Below are 18,213 nucleotides of genomic sequence, written 5' to 3'. Positions count from 1 at the left end.
CGTTTTTATGTGGGACGGACTTGTTGGGCGTGCAGGGTTCTGGCGTGATGAAGCACTTTGGTGCGATCCATCGCTCCCCAGTCGCTGCGTTGCATTGCGCCGGCGATATACCCTTCAAGCAGGGTTTCTTTCGTCTCGGCAATGCCGGTGAACATGCCGAGTTCGTTCAAAAACTTGATTTCGTTTTCCGTGGTATGTGCCACGGGTGCTGTTCCAGCCATCTGTCTCTCTCCTGATTCGTTTATTCGGGACCTCTGGCTCTCACCCTGGCCGGACGAGGAAGGCGTACATAATCGGCCGTAAGGAAATTCGTATCTCGAGCCAGAGGGTTTTAAACGTGCCGGATTCTTTCCATCCGGCGTAAGTCATGCTGTTAGTCGCAAACTCGGGCATTACTCGACATTTTTGAGGACCATCTTGAATGCCTTCGAAGTCATCCAGTCCTGGTAAACACTTTCGTTTGAATGCGCTTACCGGGATCGTCGACCTATCCCCTGACCTCACCCGGGGCTTACCCAGTACGGGAAATTCTTATCTTGGTCAGTGGATGAGTTCAGAATAAGGCATACCTAATATCATTGTCAAGAACAATCATTAGGTATGCCTTATTATTTGATGCAATGATCACAGCTGCTAATGTTGGCGGTGACAGTGGTAAGCTAAATAGTTGACTATTCTTATTAAGTGTGTATAATACACACTATGAACAGCAAACAACTCATGCAGCTCTTAAAAGACAACGGTTTCGAGATAGACCGTATCAAGGGCAGCCATCATCAGATGAAGAAAGACGGCAGAACGGTGACAGTGCCGCACCCTAAAAAGGATTTGGGAGTTGGTTTGGTGAATGCGATTTTGAAACAGGCGGGATTAAAGTGAGGAGGAGTTATGCGTTATCCGATAGCGATTGAAATGGGGGATGAGTCACACTCATGCGGCGTGGTGGTGCCCGATTTGCCCGGTTGCTTTTCAGCGGGCGATACGGTGGACGAGGCCATAACGAATGCGCATGAAGCGGTATTGCTTCACCTGGAAACCTATCTGGATGAAGGCCGGGCTTTTCCCAAACCGCTCCCCATTGAAGAACACAGGAAAAATCCTGAGTTTGACGGCTGGATCTGGGCAATGGTAAGTGTCGATTTATCGCAGCTCGATGACAAGGTGGAGCGCGTCAACATAACTCTACCGAAGCGGGTATTGAGGGTTATTGACGAAGGCGCGAAACGATCCGGTGAGTCGCGCTCGGCTTTCTTGGCCAAGGCTGGGATAGAGGCTGCACGGCACCAATAGAATTCCCCCAGGTGGGGGTGGGGAAGCGTTACTTTTCCCTAGTTGGGGAACAGGTGAGCAGGAGGCTTGTGCAGACGTCTGCACTAAATTACTCAGTAACAGCCTCTTGTGGCAGGGAGTAATCCGGTTTCTGATATTTGCCGGAAGCAAAGCCTGTTCCGGCGCCGCTCCTCATATCTGTGCGCGCCATCTTTACCAGTTTTCCATCTGGCCCAAATCGAAAGGCAACGGCCGATGAGCGCGTATCTGTCCCCCCAAGAAACATACCAAAGATCGGAATGAACGTTGCTGGGCGCGCTTGGACATGCGCAAAAGAGTAAACGATAACCGTGCTATCCGTTGTAGTTGTGCTTGATGTTGGCGTTCCAAGCGCAGTTAGAACCTCATCTTGCGTGGTTATCCCTTCCTTGAACTGAGATAGCTGATTCGGTGATATTTCCTTTCCTACCGTCGCGCAGGCAGATAACGCTAACGCCATTGCGACGATTACAACAACTTTCATTGCTTTCCTTATGGTTGAGTTTTGATCGACTGGATTGTATCACTGCTGTTATTCATTCGCCTTCCGCATGAGCTGGTAGCTTAGAGACGCGAGCATGCCGGTGGTGAAGATGGGGTTGCGCTCGGCCTCGTCGGTGACAAAAGCGATGAAGTGAGGTTCCGGCTTCAGGTACATTACGACGGCTGCCATGCCTATGGAGTCGCCTTGTTGCGCATCCCCGGCTATCGTCAGAGCAGCCTCGGCGGTGTCGTGCGATATCGGTCGTTGCATTAGTGTAAAAGGCGGCTTCATTTTTTTCCCCTCCTTCGGTCCGTATACGTCTGTTTCTTTTCCGGGAAATTCGGTGCGCCGTATAGATGCCTGCGTTCTGGGTCAAAACCTAAATCGGTCTTCCTCCGGTCTTCAGTTGCCAGGCGGCGCTCTGGTTGTGATTCCATTGGCTTAGATTGTGGCGTAGCAACAGCGTCGGAAGCAGACATAACGGATACAAGCAATTCGCCGTTTGCTATCCAATTCTCTTTGGCCTTAAGTTCCATCCTCTCGAGGAGCTTTAATACTTGCTTCTGTTCGGTAGTTAATAACACGGGCGCGTTATCAGTATCATCCTCAAGCCCGCTCGGTCCTTTCTTATATAGAAGCCAGTCAACATTAATTCTCAGGAAATTACATACCTTTGTTGCATTGGGTGCTGTCATGTTCTTGGTTATACCAGACACCCATTCGTAAACTGATGGTGCTTTAGCTCCGGTGACTTTAACCAGATCAGCCTGAGTTTTCTTGCGCACCTTGAGCGCGTAAACAAGTCTGTCGTTCCATTTTTCCATACTTGCAATCATATCGTTTTTATTATTAGGTATACCTTGACACCTAATGTTAGGTATGCCTTATAATGAGAGCCATGGATAAGTCAGAATTTGCAAATCAAATTATTGATGCCCTCGGTGGCACGAATGCTGTCGCGCGCTTATTCAACATCAAACCTCCCTCTGTTTCCGGATGGCGTGAGGACGGTATTCCGGACGCCAGGCTTATGTATATCAAGGTAGCGCATCCCGAAGTATTCAGCACCCCCAACCAAACAAAGGCAGAAGCATGATCCCTTTGTTGAGATTAGAGGTCGATTGTGACGCAACAGCACTGACTGCCGCGCTCGATTCACTATCGGCCAAGCTTCCCGATCTGCCGCTTGAAATCGTACAGCGTTTTCTCGATTCCGGCACGGAGCTTTGTAGCGTCCACAGTGAAGGATTCGTGGCAGGCGGGGCAAATAAGCTTCTGATCTTGCTTCAACCTTCCGATCTTCTCGTCGAATTTCTTGCTGCAGTGGGGGCAGGGGATTGAAACAGTTTTCGAGTCTATATCGAGTTTCAAGGGAATTCCTTTTGTTGTTGAGATTGATGTGGAAATCAAATCTTATCACGTTGGAATTCCCGCCTTTTCCGTTCTGCCCGGCCTTCTCTCCCACTTCGGCCGTGCAGTTCCCCCTCCCTTCGGGGAGGGCTTTTCTTTGCTCAGCACTGGTTTCACGAAATCGCATGATCGAATCATGCGCCCGCGTAATGACAAAAAAAACGTTAATCGAAGCGGGGTTTTAACGTGACTCACCGCTATTCGGACATCAATCAGCACGATGCTCTTTACAAGGCCGCCCGGAAGTATCCAGGAGGGATCGAGTCCCTATACAAGCGGTTAGATTTACCTTCCGCCGCGAGGCTTTATAACAAGCTGCGCCCCGGTGTCGAGTCGGATTACACCGGCTTCGAAGAAGTCTCATTGATCATCGAAAATTTGCAGGAAGCTGGAAAAGATGAAGCTGCCGGGCTTCCCATCCAGGCGTTCTGTTGGCGGCATGGGTATGCTGCCGTAAAGCTTCCGCCTGCCGAGCATGTCTCCAACGGCGAGCTGCTGCAGATGATCTGCAAGGTGATGGCGGAAGAGGGTGAGGTGGCCGCCGCGATCTCAACCGCGCTCTCCGACAACTGGATATCGCCTCCCGAGCAGGAAAAGATAGAGCTGGCGATTCGCCGGGCCGTGCAAGGTCTGCTCGAGCTCGAAAAGCGGGTGCACGAGCGCCGCCGCGCCCCGCGCGCGTAAATATGACAGATGCCGCCACCGATCTGTACGCTGTCCCGGCCGCATTGCGCGAACGCCGGCAATGGCTGACATGGCGTTTTGAGCAGAAACCAGGCGATAAAAAGCCGCGCAAGATGCCGTACTACCTCTCCGGAGAAAGACGAAACGGTACGCAAGGCAGCCCGGAAGACCGCGCAGCCCTGGCAAGTTTCGAGGAGGCGTGCACGGCATTGTCATCTGGCCGGTTTTCCGGCATCGGGTTCGCCTTCCTCCCTGGCGATGGCTTGATCGGTATCGATATCGATGGGGCTATCAACACAGAAACAGGCGAGATCTCGGAACGCGCCACCAACATCATCCAGGCCTGCGCCAGCTATACCGAGTATTCGCCGTCCCGAAAAGGGGTGCACATCATCGTCTTCGGCGATTCCGATACGTTCAAGTCAAACGATATTGGTGTTGAGGTGTTTTGTGGCCGCCAGTATTTTACGGTTACCGGGGCACGCTTCCCGGGCACGCCGGCTGAGGTGGCGCCGATTTCAGATAAGACGCTCGCCCGCCTCCAAAAGACAGTCGATGCTGCCAAGAACAAGCATGTCAACTCTCCTCCCGTGGAAACGAGTGGGGATATTGATGTGCGCGCCAAGGTCGAGTCTGCGCTGGCGTTTGTCAACCCGACTTGCGGATACGATGAATGGATTCAACTCGGCATGGCCATCCATGCCGAGTTGGGTGAAGCCGGATTGTCGGTATGGGAATCCTGGTCTGCAAAGAGCGCAAAATATCCCGGCGGCAAGACGCTGCAATCTCACTGGAAGAGCTTCAAGCCCGGCGGCATTACTGGCGCAATTATCTTCAAACGCGCCATGGAAGCCGGCTGGAGGCCTCCAAAACTTCGCGCAGTGCCTAAAGACAAGGGTAAATCCTCTCCCTCCCCCTCTGATAAAGCGCCCGAGCCCCCAGAAAAGGGGGGAGGGGATAAGCGGGATAAGCAGCCGATCAATTGGGACCGCTATAACGACTTGATCGACAACTTTGCGCTGATCTATAGCACAGATACCTGCTATGACGAGAAAGCGCGAAAGCTGATCCGGGTAAATGCCATGCGTCTGGCCTTCGGCAACGATTACGTCAAGATGTGGCTGAATTCGGACAAGCGCCGGATGATCATGCCGGAGCAACTTGTGTTCGACCCTTCCGGGGCAATCGAGCCGCCTGCTGTCAATTTGTTTGCCGGGTTGCCGATGGAGGCGAAGAAAGGGGACTGTTCCGCAATTATCGAGCTGATCAGCCACTTGTGCGCGGAATCTGCGGAATCCGAACTGGCAATCGAAGAAGTAATCTCATGGACGCTGAAATGGCTGGCGCTGCCCCTGCAGCGACTTGGAACAAAGATGCGCTCGGCGCTGGTGTTCCACGGTCCTCAAGGGGCGGGAAAGAACCTGTTCTTTGAGATCGTAGCCAAGATTTATGGAGATTATGCGCTGGTCGTTGGCCAGGATCAGATTGAGGACAAGTTTAACGACTGGGCTTCACAGAAGCTGTTCCTGATCGCTGATGAAGTGGTTGCGCGCCAAGAGCTCTATCACCATAAAAACAAGCTCAAGGGCTTCATCACCGGCGAGACCATTCAGATTAACACCAAGATGATGCCGCTGAGGACTGAGGCAAATCACGTGAACGTGGTCTTCCTTTCCAACGAGCATCAGCCCCTGGCGCTGGAAGAGGGCGACCGCCGCTACTTCGTTGTCTACACCCCGCAGATGCGGGCAGACGATTTATACCAGCGAGTTGCAGACGCAATGCGCGCTGGCGCCATCGAGGCTTTCTATCGACACTTGCTGTCGCTCGACCTGACGGGGTTTACGGAATTCGATATCCCGCCAATGACCAGGGCTAAAAAAGACCTGATCGAGCTCGGGCTAAAACCTCCGGAGCGGTTTGTCCGCGAGTGGCTGAACGGTTATCTCCCTCTCCCTCTGAAGGTATGTTCCGCCGGTCAGTTATACCAGGCATTCAGGAGGTGGTGCGCCCTGACAGGCGAGCGGTTTCCTCCTACGCAGGAGCATTTCACCAAGATGGTACGCAAGACATCGGACCTGTTATCCAGCAGGCGGGCGGATCAGCCTGTCCTGCTCATCTACAAAGTCATAAAACTGGATGATGTGCAAAACGGGAAGAAGGCCGAACGGATGTGGATACCCGGTACTGAACAGCCGCCGATGGAAATGACGCAAGGCAAGTGGGCAGCACGTGAAGTAGCCCATTTCGAGCGGGCATTAGATGAATTTTTAGGCAAAAACGAGGGAAAACAGCTATGAAACCCATGCAGTTACGCAGGTTACGCCAAAAGACACCCGGTTACGCGCTCGGTTACGCCGGAAACCCGCGCAGTTACGTGGGTTACGCGGAAACTCGCATGCGCGCGTACGTGAGAGCGTTTTTCTATTCATCCAGTAAATCTGTAAATAACAACAATTTCGCAAAAGTTGAGACCTACCGCGTAACCGCGTAACCCACGTAACTACAGGGCTTTCAGGCGTAACCGCTGGCGTAACTAACCATTTTCGCGTAACCAAATAAAGGTGATGAGGTGATAGAAGAAAAGGACAAGGAAAAGCTTCGTGCTGATTACATTGCGGTCCGGAAGTGGTGGAAAGAAGCGGACGGATGGTCTGATATCGATCTTGCCGAGGCGGATGAGAGCATCGGCCGGGCGGTGAAAAGCGGGGATGCCGAGCTGATCGCATGTTGGGCTAATGACCTGGGAAAGAAAGCGGGTGAGATAAGGGCATTCACCCTGCAAGTGAGAGCGATGGAAGATCGAATTCGTGAGGTAGCGGTGGTGGCTAATGGATAGAAGCTATGCATTGCCTGCAAAGTATTACCGCGACCCGGCCGAGACGCTGGAAGCCCGGCAGCTTGACCGCCTGGGCTGCAAGCTGTGCACCAAGCATGCCAAGGTGCTGGGTCGGTCCATGTGCATGGATGAGCGCAATAAGCTGCAAGCGGGCGTGCCAACTGTAGGCCATAGGTGCCGCTGGTTTGATGAAAGGAGGTAGTGTGAGTAAAAAAATCTACAACGAACTGCCGGAACATTTCATACGCGGCATGCGCAACTGGGCATTGACCAACGCGGGTGTCATCAAAGAACGGCGCACCATCAGCTCAATTTACTCAGGCATTGGCGGCGATACATACGGCGAGTCAAATGTGCCTCTGCTGACAGGCGAGGCTCGGGATATAGACCAGGCTTTAAGTGCTTTGCCCGCCCGGTACAAACAGGCGGTATCGTTGTTCTGGCAATACGAGGGGTGGCCGTTGACCTGGTTTGCTCGCCGTTCAGGGCAGGGCGTTGACTGGCGCACCTATGAGCAACGTGTCATTCGTGGGCATGAGATGCTAAAGGCCGAGATCGCGCGCCAACGTGAGAAGTGGAATAACTATCGCGAGACAGTCAAAAATTTGAGGCAGTTGGCTTGATTTTCCATTTTTGTCGGTATATCCTGTCAAGTGTCGGATTTTCAGAAGTCCGCCCAGATCATATAGAAACGCAGCACAGCACCCGAATGGCCCGCGCCTTCGGGTTTTTTTATGCCCGTCATTTGGAGAATCAATGTCTAAATATGCTCATTCCGATGTGCTGGATGGTGGCCTCAATGCAATCAGAAATGGTGCGATCCGCATGCTGTTGCTCAAGGCTTTCGCTGTCGGTGACTCGTACGCAACCGTGACCGGAAACTCGATCTGTGAAGTCACCATGGCCCCCGGCGATTATGCACTGACCGGCGCCGATGGCGCAGCGCGTGTGCTGAGTGTCTCAGCCAAGAGCGGAGCGGCTTTCGCCAACTCAGGCGCAACACCGGATCTGCACATTGCTTTTACGGATAATGTGAGTAAGGTTTTGCTGGTAACGGACGAAACCAGCGATCAGGTGATTACCAGCGGGAATACGATAAATTTCCCGAGCCTGACTTATACCAGCGGTCAACCAGCCTAAGTGCCGGTCAATCTAAGCGACCCGCTCGGAGCAAAAGCCGGGTTCGTTCTACGCGGATCGGAAGGGATCAATGAGCTGTTAACAGGCTCGATCCCGGACGGCTCTACGCTCACGACCGAAACCACGGCGGGTGGCGTTGCTATTGTTCCTAGCGGTAGCTGGACGGCATGGAGGTATGTCGAAGCGGGTGTTGACCCGTTTGTGTCCGGAGATTTTACCTATAACTGGTATGGCGTTCTCCGAGACGATGCCGCGCAGGAATTTCTGCGCGTAGCCGGGGCTAGTTATGGATGGGCAATAGGCACAACCAGTTACTCCCCTGGCGTTCTGTATATGTATTGCGTGAACCTGCATTCCGGTTACGCTAAATATTCAAACTTGACTTATGACATAACCGATAACTCATTACACACTATTACGGTTCGTTATACCGAAGTACAAAATAAGGTCGAGTTCTTTCTTGATGGAGCATTGATAGGTTCTGGTGACTTCTGGAAAGAGGCTGGCGCGATGGGGCCGGACCAGAATTTCAGTATCACTGGACATGCAACAAAACCATTCAAGCATATAACTGCGCAAGCCTACATTGAGGCAATTAGCGATGCTGAGATAGCAAGACTTGTTTCCGACCCTAATGCTATTTTCACTGCATCGCCAAAGACTCTAACGGGATCGAACGCGACACAAGCAAATACCAGCGGCGTTGGGTATATCTCAGTGCCGGGTAATTTGTTCGGATTACCATCGAGTCAATCGAATTTGGTTTCTTCGGGAAGCATAACCCGAACACAAACGCTAACTGGCGGCAATGCAACTCAGGTCAACGCTTGCAGTGTAGGCTCAACGGACCCTTATGGCCGACTTCGCGGTCTATTGAAGCCGGTGCAGAAGGGGGAGTGGCTTCAAGTCAACACCAGCACGTTTCTCGACTGCACGATGCCGCGCAGCGACGACGCGCCAGGGTATATCGACTGGTCGCACTTTGCCATCCTGAACGCGTGGCCGAGCGTTGCATGGGATACCGAGAAAGGTAACCTCATAGTATGGGGCGGGGGCCACGCGAACTATGGCGGTAACGAGATTTACATTTGGAATGGACAAACAGGGCAATGGAAGCGCGGGAGTTTGCCGAGCAAATTCACGCTCACTGGAGATCCGGTAGACGCTTACATACTCGGTAAAGATGCGCCCCAGTCCTCTCACACTTATTGTAATAATGTTTACTTGCCGAATAACAGGATGTTCTGCACATTCGGCGGCGCAGCATATTCCAGCGGCAAGGCATTCCGCGAGCAGGTCGGAACGGGTTCCCGCGCTGTAGGGCCGTGGTGTTTCGATCTGGCACTGGCTGACCCTAACAAGGTGGGCGGGGCAACTGGCTCCGGTTGGGACACGACAAACGTAAAGGCCGGATCGAACGCCTGGTATAACCGCATAGACATGGTAGACGGCGGTTACAGCCTGGACAGTCTGAGCCATATTAATGGCGCTACGGTCTGCGTTGACGAAGGCGGCAAAGACGTTTGCTACTTCACGATGGACAGCGCCTCCGGCTTTCCATACTGGTACAGATATGAATTCGGGGATATTCGCGCTGGAGGACGGGATACCTTCTCCTACCTTACCCAAACACAGAACTCGGTTCTCTACGAAAGTTGGGGTGTTTTCGACAGCAAGCGCGGCATGTTCTATCGTGGCGGGCTAGGAGATTTAAGCGGGATCGGCTCTCCGGCGAAAGCGACTGAACTTGCGGCGGTGCATGTCTCAACGGCAGTTTGGAATTCTTACGATACCCCTATCCGCCTTGTTCGGTTGGAAGATGGAACTCCGCTTCCTACGAACATATCCAGCAGATCATTCGGCGCGGCTTACGGGGAACATGACGACTTACTTTATCTCTGGACAGGCTGGGAAGATAACCCCGGCACGTATTACACCGTAGCAATACCCGAATGGAGTCCGGTTACAGGCTGGGCGTCAACTACGTGGGCCGCAACCGAGCATGTACCCACCGGCCCTACGCCTATCGGGAACTATCAGATTTCTATCCTTGGCCGGATGCGCTATGTTCCCGCGCTTAAATCGGTAGTAATTGTTGATCAGCCCCGAACTGAAACCGCTCAAGATGCTTCGGTCTGGATGCTGAAGACAACAGAAGCTGAACTTGATTTGATAGGGGATGGGTTAGCTCAAGCTAATACGGGTATCACCGGAGCTGTTATCCAGCTTCATGCGCTCAGCGCAGCGGGATCAGTACAAGCCAATGTGGCCAGCACAGGCGCAATTGCGGCAGGGGCAGAACATAACCTTGTCGCAGCCGCTGCTACTCAGGCAAACATCGGCATGCCTGGCACAATTTCCCAGGCGCATGTCCTGAACGAAGCGGGATCGACGCAGGCGAATGCCGCAAGCGTGGGCGCGATCACGACAGGAGTTGTTCATGATCTCGCGCCCTCGCCCTCGACTCAGGCAAATATCAGCGCATCTGTCGTAGTTTCGCAAGCGCAAGCGTTGGTTTGTCCGGCAAGCGTTCAGGATAACGTAGCGGCAGCATCAGCTATCGTGCAGCAGCATATGCTGATTGCCGCATCGAGCATTCAAGCGAATTTAGCAAGCTCTGGATCACTCAGGCCAAGTGGTTTATTACCCACGCCATCATGGCGAACAATGGCTGTAGTTGGAGAGCTGAGGGTTATCGAAGTTGAGGCTGAAAACAGGACGCTATCAGCATGACGGGATTCGAGACTGACGCGCTCGGCGATTACATCATCAAAGATCCGGATGCGGATCTCGACTACGCGGTGGATTGGTCCGCATGGCTTGATGGCGACACAATCAATGCTGCCACATGGACGGTAGGCGCCGGCCTGACAAAACATGATGAGGCTGTGACCAACTCGATCGCAACGGTGTGGCTAAAAGGCGGAAACGTTGGGCAAACCTATTGGGTGTCGTGCCGGATAGTCACCGCAAATACCATGCCCCGTACCGAGGATAGAAGCTTCCGCGTGATAGTAAAGCAGCGATGATCAAGGTAAGCGTGAAGGCTGATATAAGCAAGGCCTTAGCTAAGCTTGGTAACGTACCCAAAGAGGTAATGGATAAGGCTGTGCCCAGGGCGCTGAATAAGATAGCGGCGCAAGTGAAGACTCAAACGTCACGCAGCATACGCGATGCGGGTTATGGCTTGAAGGTGTACGTGATCAAGAAGCAGTTGTACATTCGTCGCGCACGTCCCGGTGACCGACTGGCTAAGGTAGGAGCCAGGAGCGCAGTCGTTCCCTTAATAGACTATGGCGCCCGTGCTGTGAAGGCTGGCGTATCAGTCAATGTCAAGAATGGACGCAAGATCATAGCGGGCGCATTCATTGCAACCATGCCCAACGGTCACAAGGGCGTGTTCGTACGTACCGGGGCAGGCCACAAGCTGAGAGTCAAGAACGGCATGAGGGTATGGAGCGGCCTACCGATCAGGCAACTGTATGGCCCGAGCGTACCAGCAGCATTCGTCAATGACATAGTTCAAGCAGCACTGAAGAGGAAGATCATTGATAACTTTCCGCGCATCTTCGAGCATGAGGTGCGATACCTCAGCCTCAAGAGGTAAAAGGTACTTCCCAGGCCCTCCTACAGCGGGTGCGAGAACCGCGAGAAACGCGCAGATGTTTGGGTTCCCTTGACTTCCTTCCTTTGACCTCATCTTGAGCAAGATAGTAAATAAATCAGCTCTTTCAGAAATCGTCGGCATTTCTGAGCGAACGTTGACCGATTGGCAGCGTGACGGCCTGCCGGTTGTGTACAGCGGAGAGCGTGGCGAGTCGAACCAGTACGACACTGAGCAAGTAATCGCCTGGATGATCGCCCGGGAGGTTGCCAAGTTCCAGGTGGAATCGCAGAAAGACAGACTATCCCGCCTGCAGGGTGACAAGGTCGAACTGGAGATCGCGGAGAAGCGCGGACTGCTGATTCCTGTGGGTGAGATCGAGCCGGCGTGGAATGCGATGGTCGCATCCGCCCGCTCCTTTCTGCGCTCGCAGCCCGATCGCCTGGCTCATCTTTTAGAGGTAACGGATGGTGTGGATGCCAAGCGCGACCTGATCGCGGAAACTTTTGATGATGCACTACGCAAACTCTCCGAATACGAATCCGCTGAAGGCACTGCTGAAGCGGGTGACCAGGACCTTTGCGCCGCCGCCGAAAATAACGGTAGCGCAATGGGCGGAAAAGTACCGGTATATCTCAGCAGAGAATAGCGCCTTGCCGGGCAAGTACAGCCTGGCAATCACGCCGTACCTGCGCGGGATCCTCGAGTGCATCAATGATCGGACGGTGCGGAAAGTGGTTTGCCAAAAATCCGCGCAGGTTGGCTGGACCGATGGCGTGATCAATAACCTGATCGGGTACACGATCCACATCGCGCCGGCACCGGTTATCGTGATGTTTCCCAGGGATCAGAACGCAAAGGATTACAACGTCGAAAAATTCAACCCGATGGTTGAAGCGACGCCGGTACTGACAGCCCTGGTACAGACCAAGACTCGCACAGCCGATAACACACAGAACCGGAAAAAATTTCCCGGCGGCTTCCTCAAGTTCATCGGGTCGAACAGTACCGGCGGGGTGAAATCGACGCCTGCAAAGATCATGATCGTTGAGGAACCCGACGATTGCAACTTGAACATCAAGGGTCAAGGCGACTCGATCAAGCTCCTGGAGGAGCGGGGAAAAACGTATCACGATCGAAAGGTTATTGCAGGCGGTACGCCGAGTATCAAGGGTGTCTCCAGCATCGTTGCCGAAATGCTGGAAAGCGATCAGAGAAAAAACTTCGTGCCGTGCCACGAATGCGACGAGTCGCATGTGCTGGCCTGGGAGAACGTGCACTGGCACAGTGACGAAACCCGCAGCCATTCTGTGTATGGGCATGCGCTGCCGGAAACCGCATATTATGCTTGCCCAAATTGCGGGGCACTGTGGAACGATGCACAAAAAAATCGTGGCGTACGCAACGGCGAGTGGCGGGCCACTGCCGAATTTCGCGGCGTGGCTGGTTTCTACCTCAACGAACTCTATTCGCCATTCGCTGAAAGTAAACTTACCAGGCTCGTTGAGAAATATCTCGCAGCAAAAGCCGAAGAGGCCCAGGGTGACATCGGCGCGTTAATCGCGTTCTGGAACTCCTCCCTTGGTTTATCCTGGGAATATCAGAGCGACCTTCCTACCGAAGACGTGCTGAAGGATCGCGCGGAAGAGTACGAAGAATTTGTCGTTCCCTGGGGCGGCCTGGTACTCACCGCTGGTGTGGATGTGCAGCATGATCGGCTGGCAGTAGTTATACGCGCTTGGGGTCGAGGGGAAGAGAGCTGGCTGCTGTACTGGGGCGAGATCCACGGCGACACCCGGCTCGCCGAGCAAGGCGCCTGGATTGACCTTGATGCATTGCTCACGCGCGAGTTTGTTCATGCCGGCGGCACCAGGCTCATGATTCGCGCTGTAAGTATAGATTCGTCAGATGGTGTTACCTCGGACCCTGTATATAGCTATGTGCGCCGGCGCCTGAACAAGAACTACATGGCGGTAAAAGGCGCCTCAACAGACGATGGGCGCGAAATATTCGCTCCTCCCAAATCGTCGGTGGACACCAACCGCCAGCACAAGCACACAAAGCATGGGCTTAAGCCGTTCATAGTTGGGACATCGCGTGCTAAAGATTTGCTGCTCGAAGGCAGGTTGCAGTTGACCGGTTCGGGACCGGGCAGAATGCACTGGTATGACACGGTCCGCCTAGATTACTGGGAGCAGCTCACCAGCGAGATCAAGGTGCCGCACCGCACCATCCGGAACAAAAAAGTTTGGAAAAAGAAATCCGGCGTGCGTAATGAAGCGCTGGATTGTGAGGTCTATGCACTGCACGCGGCGCGCTCGCTGAAGCTGAACTTGTACAAGGAATCACATTGGCTGAACCTGGAACAGAAGGTGCGCCAAGCGGATATTTTCACCGAGCCCGCTACACCTGCAGCCGCCGCGGTTCCTGATGTGCCGTCTGTTCCTGTTGTGGCTGAAAAACCCGTAATCAAGCCAAAACCTGCGCCGTTCAATCCGGGTAGGAAGAGCTATAGCGCGTCGCGCTGGTAAACGAACAGCAGGGCGATATCGGTGCAGACGTCTGCACTGTCGAACACCGGGAATGTAAATGAATATATTTAACGCTTTACAGCAGGGCGACTCAACCTCCTGGAATGACGGAGCATTCACCGATGCGCGAGGTAACCGCTATGACAGCAGCGGGTACTCGCTCATTTATGAATTGCGCGGCCCGGCCTCTTTGACGCTTGTTGCTGTTACCGATGGGCAAGGTTGGAAAACGACCTTGACGCTTGAGCAAAGCGGAACCCTGCTGCCAGGACGTTACACTTTCGCGGCATGCGTCAAGGCTGAAGGTGTGCGCGTCACTGCCGCGACTGGCACCCTTACGATCACGCCGGATCTGTCACTCGCAACTGTCGGGCACGATTCGCGCAGCGTGGCCGAGAAAGCCTTGGCAGATGCGGAGTCCGCGCTGGCGAATCTAAACGCGAGCGGGAAGAAGTTACGGGAATACTCCATCGGTTCGCGCTCCGCGAAATACTACACGGCAGCTGAGCTCATAGCAGCTATCAGCTACTGGAAACTGCGCGTGCGCAATGAGCAGCACAGCAAGGCTATTGCCAACGGCTTGGGCAACCCATCGAACCTATACGCGAGGTTCAGATGAGCTGGTATGACGAGCGGAACGTCGCTGTGAAGGGATCCGTGGTCCTGGCGAAATGGAATAAAGAGCGGGCGCTAGCCAAAGCGCGAGCGGCCAAACCGGCGCAACGCTCATACGCCGGGGCGCAATTTACCCGGCTGACATCTGACTGGACCGCTTTAAATACCTCTGCAGATTCAGAGATACTGACCAGTCTCAGGGCGTTGCGCGCAAGGTCGCGCCAGATGGTGCGGGACAACGGCCACGCTAAAAACGCTGTGCGCATCGTACAGAATAACGTGGTGGGCGACGGTATAGGCATGCAAGCCCAGGTGGTCAATAGTCAAGGAAAGCTGCAAGAAGACATCAATACCCAGATCGAGGCCGCATGGGGAAAGTGGATTCTATCGAATACCTGCCATGTCGCTGGCAAGCTGGGGCTCACGGAGATTCTTCGTGTGCTGATGGGCCAGCAGGTAGAGGCCGGCGAAATGCTGATCCGTAAAATCAGGCAACCGTTCGGCGGCGGGAAAGCTCATTTCGCGCTGGAAGTGATCGAGGCCGACCGCTTGATGGATCAATTCCAAACCGCGAAGGCGCCGAACGGCAACACGATCCGCATGGGCGTGGAAATGGATCAGTGGGGTAGGCCCATTGCTTACTGGCTGCACCCTGTTCACCCGGGTGACTACACCTTTGCTTCGTTCGTTCCGGCCAAGTTTTTGCGCGTGCCGGCGGAAGACATCATCCATCCGTTCATAATCGACCGCTGGCCGCAAAGCCGGGGCGTGCCATGGTTCCATGCTGTTCTGAAAAAGATACACGACATGGCCGGCTACACAGAGGCGGAGATTGTCGCGGCGCGCGCGTCTGCCAATATCGTCGGGTTTATTACAACGCCAGACGAAGCGCCGGCGGATGATCTTGCCAATGGGCAGCGCGTCATCGATGCCGAGCCTGGGACATTCAAGCAGTTGCTGCCAGGTGAGTCTTTTATGGGCTTCAATCCAAGCCGCCCGAATGCTGCGCTTGAGCCTTTCATGCGCTACATGCTTCGCGAGATGGCTGCTGGTATCGGTGTAAGTTACGAATCCCTTTCTCGCGACTACTCGCAATCCAACTATTCCAGCAGTCGCCTATCTCTGCTAGATGATCGGGATCTGTGGCGAGTCCTGCAAGGGTGGCTAATCCGCGGTGTGATGCATAATATATATTGCGAGTGGATGGAAGCGGCTGTCATGTCTGGGGATTTGAATATTCCTCCCGATTATTACGAGGATAGAGAAAAGTACCAGGCAGTGCGCTTCAAGCCGCGCGGCTGGGGCTGGATCGATCCGGTCAAGGAAGTGAATGCCTTCAAGACAGCGGTCCGTAGCGGATTCATGACGGTTTCGGATGTTGTGGCGCAAACCGGTGGAGGGGTTGATGCCGAGGATACTTTTAAAGCCAGGCGTCAAGAGCTGGACATGATGTCTGATTTGGACCTGTCTTTCGATACCGATCCCGCCAAAGTTAGTTTACCTGGAGAGTCGCAGCCAACCGCAGTCGATCCTCCGGCCGAGGATGCTCCGAAAGATGGAGCAGAGGAAGAAAAACAATTACCCGCTTCGGCGGGTTTTTTATTGGAGCAAATATGATCAAGGAACGGCCGGCAAAACTTAAGCCGCAAGTTCGTGTCGTCTCACGGATCCTCAATGTTGATGGTACGCGGGCACTGACGAACAAAGAGACCCGAACAGTTGAATTGTCGTTCAGTTCGGAAGAGCCGGTAGAGATGTGGTACGGAACCGAAATCCTGAGCCATGCAAAAGGCGCGGTCCGTATCGATGGCATCCGCCAGGCAAACATGCCGCTCCTGTTCAATCACAACCGCGATGACCTCCTGGGGATCGTTGAAAGCGTGGAGATCAGGAGCGGGCGAGGCTACGCCACCGTTCGCTTTGGAAAAGATGAGCGCGGCGATTGGGCGATGCAGCAGGCCGATGACGGCATCTTGTGCAACGTGTCTTTCATGTATCGGGTATTCAAGTTTGAGGAGGATACCGAAAAAGAAATTTATAAGGCTACCGACTGGGAGCCGTACGAAATCTCACTAGTCACTGTTCCCGCCGACGCTACTGTCGGCGTCGGGCGTGGGGCTGGCGATGAAGAGCGGGATGTGGAAATCACATCCATACCGAAACCGGCGACCGCCGAAATTAAGAAGGAAATTCCAATGAAAGGTAAAAGAGTATTGCAAGACGCTGCCGGCGATGGCACGGGCGGCTCAGCCGGCGGCGCGCCGGCCGTGGTAGTCGTTGACGCAAATCGCGAACGTCAGACCGGCGCCGAAGCTGAACGGGCACGTATTGCTCAAATAGACGGTCTTTGCAACCAGCACAAGATCGATCCGGAAGTGAAGCGTGGCTTGATCCAAAAGGGTGCAACCGTTGAAGTCGCGCGCGGAGCAGTGCTGGACATCTTGCAGGCACGGAATACCCAGCAAGCGGTGGATCTCGGCCAAGGCGCGCATGCCGATATGACCCAGCGTGAAAAGGATGGGTACTCCGTTATCCGCGCCTTGAATGCTTCACTTAACCAAAACTGGAAAGAGGCAGGTTTCGAGCTGGAGGTTTCCAACGCCATCGCCAAACGCCTAGGCCGGGTTCCTCAAAACGAACGCGGCTTCTTCATCCCGACGAACATACCTTTTGCCGCGCGTGCAGCCTACTCGACGGGCGCGTCCGCAACAGGCGGCGCCCTGGTTGCCACTGATCTCCTGGCGGGTTCGTTCATCGAAGTCCTGCGCAACAAGGCTCGCGTGATGCAAATGGGCGCCACCGTCCTCTCCGGACTTGTCGGCAATGTTGACATTCCGCGTCAAACCGGTGCGTCTTCAACCTACTGGACATCGGAAGGCACCAACACCACGGAATCAGAAGCCACTTTCGACAAAATTTCCCTGACACTCAAAACCATCGGCACGTTCAGCCAGATCAGCCGCAACATGCTAATGCAGTCGACCCCCGATATCGACATGATCGTGCGGGCCGATCTGATCGCTCAGCTTGCGCTAGGCATCGATCTTGCCGCTTTGTCCGGCAGCGGTTCATCTGCGCAGCCTCTCGGTATCGCCAACGTATCCGGCATCGGTTCGGTTATCGGCGGCACCAATGGCGGGGCTTTGACCATCGATCAACTTATCGATCTTGAGACGGCGGTCATGGCAGCGAATGCGCCCGAAGAGTCTCTGGCGTACATGGCAAATGCAAAATCGGTAGGCGCGCTCAAGAAACTCAAATCCACCACCGGCCAATATCTTTGGTCAGGCTCGGCGGTTGGCCAGCGTTCCGGAACACCAGGCGAGATCAACGGTTATCCCGTTGCCCGCACCAACCAGGCGCGCGGCAATCTGACTAAAGGCACCGCCGCCGGCATCTGCTCCGAGGTTTTCTTTGGCGCCTGGAATGAGCTGCTGATCGGCGAATGGGGGGTTCTGGAGATTGTTCCGAATCCTTACGATGCGTCGGTTTACAAATCCGGCGGCGTACTGATCCGCGCACTGCAATCTATCGACATCGGCGTGCGTCACGCGGCCAGTTTCTCCGTGATTTCCGACACCCTGACTTCTTAATCTGG

At 54.2% G+C, this 18,213-nt stretch carries 22 protein-coding genes; 17 read left to right on the top strand and 5 right to left on the bottom strand.

The window, feature by feature from the left end; all coding sequences use genetic code 11:
* Window positions 1-5 precede the first annotated feature (5 nt).
* On the bottom strand, window positions 6-221 hold the full coding sequence (locus F822_RS12195; RefSeq protein ID WP_025041001.1) for a hypothetical protein: 216 nt from the start codon (window positions 219-221) through the stop codon (window positions 6-8).
* Between the two features lie 481 nt (window positions 222-702).
* On the opposite strand from F822_RS12195, the gene F822_RS14950 reads away from it, so the two are divergent.
* Both F822_RS14950 and F822_RS12190 read left to right on the top strand, forming a co-directional pair.
* On the top strand, window positions 703-879 hold the full coding sequence (locus F822_RS14950) for a type II toxin-antitoxin system HicA family toxin (protein WP_036575826.1): 177 nt from the start codon (window positions 703-705) through the stop codon (window positions 877-879).
* Between the two features lie 9 nt (window positions 880-888).
* Window positions 889-1,290, top strand: coding sequence for a type II toxin-antitoxin system HicB family antitoxin (locus F822_RS12190; protein WP_025041002.1), 402 nt, complete (start codon window positions 889-891; stop codon window positions 1,288-1,290).
* 88 nt (window positions 1,291-1,378) lie between these two features.
* On the opposite strand, the gene F822_RS12185 is transcribed toward F822_RS12190, so the two are convergent.
* Genes F822_RS12185 through F822_RS12175 form a run of 3 tightly spaced genes read right to left on the bottom strand, consistent with a single transcriptional unit; the run spans window position 1,379 to window position 2,628 of the window.
* Window positions 1,379-1,792: a hypothetical protein gene (locus F822_RS12185; protein WP_025041003.1), complete on the bottom strand. Its 414-nt coding sequence runs from the start codon at window positions 1,790-1,792 to the stop codon at window positions 1,379-1,381.
* Window positions 1,793-1,840: 48 nt separating this feature from the next.
* Complete coding sequence (locus F822_RS12180; RefSeq protein WP_025041004.1) at window positions 1,841-2,083, bottom strand: hypothetical protein; 243 nt, start codon at window positions 2,081-2,083, stop codon at window positions 1,841-1,843.
* On the bottom strand, window positions 2,080-2,628 hold the full coding sequence (locus F822_RS12175; RefSeq protein WP_156304418.1) for a hypothetical protein: 549 nt from the start codon (window positions 2,626-2,628) through the stop codon (window positions 2,080-2,082). Before F822_RS12175 ends, F822_RS12180 begins: the two co-directional genes overlap by 4 nt.
* Before the next feature lie 62 nt (window positions 2,629-2,690).
* On the opposite strand from F822_RS12175, the gene F822_RS12170 reads away from it, so the two are divergent.
* Window positions 2,691-2,888 carry a helix-turn-helix domain-containing protein gene (locus tag F822_RS12170; RefSeq protein WP_025041006.1) on the top strand — a complete coding sequence of 66 codons (198 nt, stop codon included), beginning with the start codon at window positions 2,691-2,693 and terminating at the stop codon, window positions 2,886-2,888.
* A 62-nt stretch (window positions 2,889-2,950) separates the two neighbouring features.
* On the opposite strand, the gene F822_RS16065 is transcribed toward F822_RS12170, so the two are convergent.
* Entirely contained in the window at window positions 2,951-3,163 is a 213-nt protein-coding gene (locus F822_RS16065; protein WP_407938213.1) for a YnfU family zinc-binding protein, read from the bottom strand.
* Window positions 3,164-3,388: 225 nt separating this feature from the next.
* On the opposite strand from F822_RS16065, the gene F822_RS12155 reads away from it, so the two are divergent.
* The 14 genes from F822_RS12155 to F822_RS12085 all read left to right on the top strand — a co-directional run bounded on the left by F822_RS12155 (window position 3,389) and on the right by F822_RS12085 (window position 18,208).
* Window positions 3,389-3,886 carry a phage regulatory CII family protein gene (locus F822_RS12155; protein ID WP_025041009.1) on the top strand — a complete coding sequence of 166 codons (498 nt, stop codon included), beginning with the start codon at window positions 3,389-3,391 and terminating at the stop codon, window positions 3,884-3,886.
* 2 nt (window positions 3,887-3,888) lie between these two features.
* The gene (locus F822_RS12150; protein WP_025041010.1) at window positions 3,889-6,186 is read left to right on the top strand and encodes a DUF5906 domain-containing protein; all 2,298 of its coding nucleotides are present in this window, start codon (window positions 3,889-3,891) and stop codon (window positions 6,184-6,186) included.
* Window positions 6,187-6,458: 272 nt separating this feature from the next.
* Window positions 6,459-6,725, top strand: a complete 267-nt coding sequence (locus F822_RS12140; RefSeq protein ID WP_025041012.1) for a hypothetical protein — start codon at window positions 6,459-6,461, stop codon at window positions 6,723-6,725.
* Window positions 6,718-6,927: a hypothetical protein gene (locus F822_RS12135; RefSeq protein ID WP_025041013.1), complete on the top strand. Its 210-nt coding sequence runs from the start codon at window positions 6,718-6,720 to the stop codon at window positions 6,925-6,927. The genes F822_RS12140 and F822_RS12135 overlap by 8 nt, the downstream gene beginning before the upstream one ends.
* A gap of 1 nt (window position 6,928) precedes the next feature.
* Entirely contained in the window at window positions 6,929-7,348 is a 420-nt protein-coding gene (locus F822_RS12130) for a hypothetical protein (protein WP_025041014.1), read from the top strand.
* Between the two features lie 133 nt (window positions 7,349-7,481).
* A complete protein-coding gene (locus F822_RS12125) occupies window positions 7,482-7,865 on the top strand; it encodes a hypothetical protein (RefSeq protein WP_025041015.1) in 384 nt (127 codons plus the stop codon).
* The gene (locus tag F822_RS12120) at window positions 7,866-10,598 is read left to right on the top strand and encodes a hypothetical protein (protein WP_025041016.1); all 2,733 of its coding nucleotides are present in this window, start codon (window positions 7,866-7,868) and stop codon (window positions 10,596-10,598) included.
* The gene (locus F822_RS12115; RefSeq protein ID WP_025041017.1) at window positions 10,595-10,894 is read left to right on the top strand and encodes a phage fiber-tail adaptor protein; all 300 of its coding nucleotides are present in this window, start codon (window positions 10,595-10,597) and stop codon (window positions 10,892-10,894) included. The genes F822_RS12120 and F822_RS12115 overlap by 4 nt, the downstream gene beginning before the upstream one ends.
* Window positions 10,891-11,472: a phage tail protein gene (locus F822_RS12110; RefSeq protein ID WP_025041018.1), complete on the top strand. Its 582-nt coding sequence runs from the start codon at window positions 10,891-10,893 to the stop codon at window positions 11,470-11,472. The genes F822_RS12115 and F822_RS12110 overlap by 4 nt, the downstream gene beginning before the upstream one ends.
* 94 nt (window positions 11,473-11,566) lie before the next feature.
* On the top strand, window positions 11,567-12,118 hold the full coding sequence (locus tag F822_RS12105) for a DUF1441 family protein (protein WP_025041019.1): 552 nt from the start codon (window positions 11,567-11,569) through the stop codon (window positions 12,116-12,118).
* Window positions 12,036-14,000, top strand: a complete 1,965-nt coding sequence (locus F822_RS12100; protein ID WP_197272824.1) for a phage terminase large subunit family protein — start codon at window positions 12,036-12,038, stop codon at window positions 13,998-14,000. Before F822_RS12105 ends, F822_RS12100 begins: the two co-directional genes overlap by 83 nt.
* Window positions 14,001-14,058: 58 nt before the next feature.
* Window positions 14,059-14,619 carry a hypothetical protein gene (locus F822_RS12095; protein WP_025041021.1) on the top strand — a complete coding sequence of 187 codons (561 nt, stop codon included), beginning with the start codon at window positions 14,059-14,061 and terminating at the stop codon, window positions 14,617-14,619.
* Complete coding sequence (locus F822_RS12090) at window positions 14,616-16,232, top strand: phage portal protein (RefSeq protein WP_025041022.1); 1,617 nt, start codon at window positions 14,616-14,618, stop codon at window positions 16,230-16,232. Before F822_RS12095 ends, F822_RS12090 begins: the two co-directional genes overlap by 4 nt.
* Complete coding sequence (locus F822_RS12085; protein ID WP_025041023.1) at window positions 16,229-18,208, top strand: phage major capsid protein; 1,980 nt, start codon at window positions 16,229-16,231, stop codon at window positions 18,206-18,208. The genes F822_RS12090 and F822_RS12085 overlap by 4 nt, the downstream gene beginning before the upstream one ends.
* Window positions 18,209-18,213: the final 5 nt, after the last annotated feature.

The organism is Nitrosospira briensis C-128 (genome assembly GCF_000619905.2).
In the GTDB taxonomy this organism is placed as follows: domain Bacteria; phylum Pseudomonadota; class Gammaproteobacteria; order Burkholderiales; family Nitrosomonadaceae; genus Nitrosospira; species Nitrosospira briensis.
The sequence above is the reverse complement of the archived record's forward strand: the minus strand, read 5'-3'. Positions and strand labels throughout refer to the sequence as shown.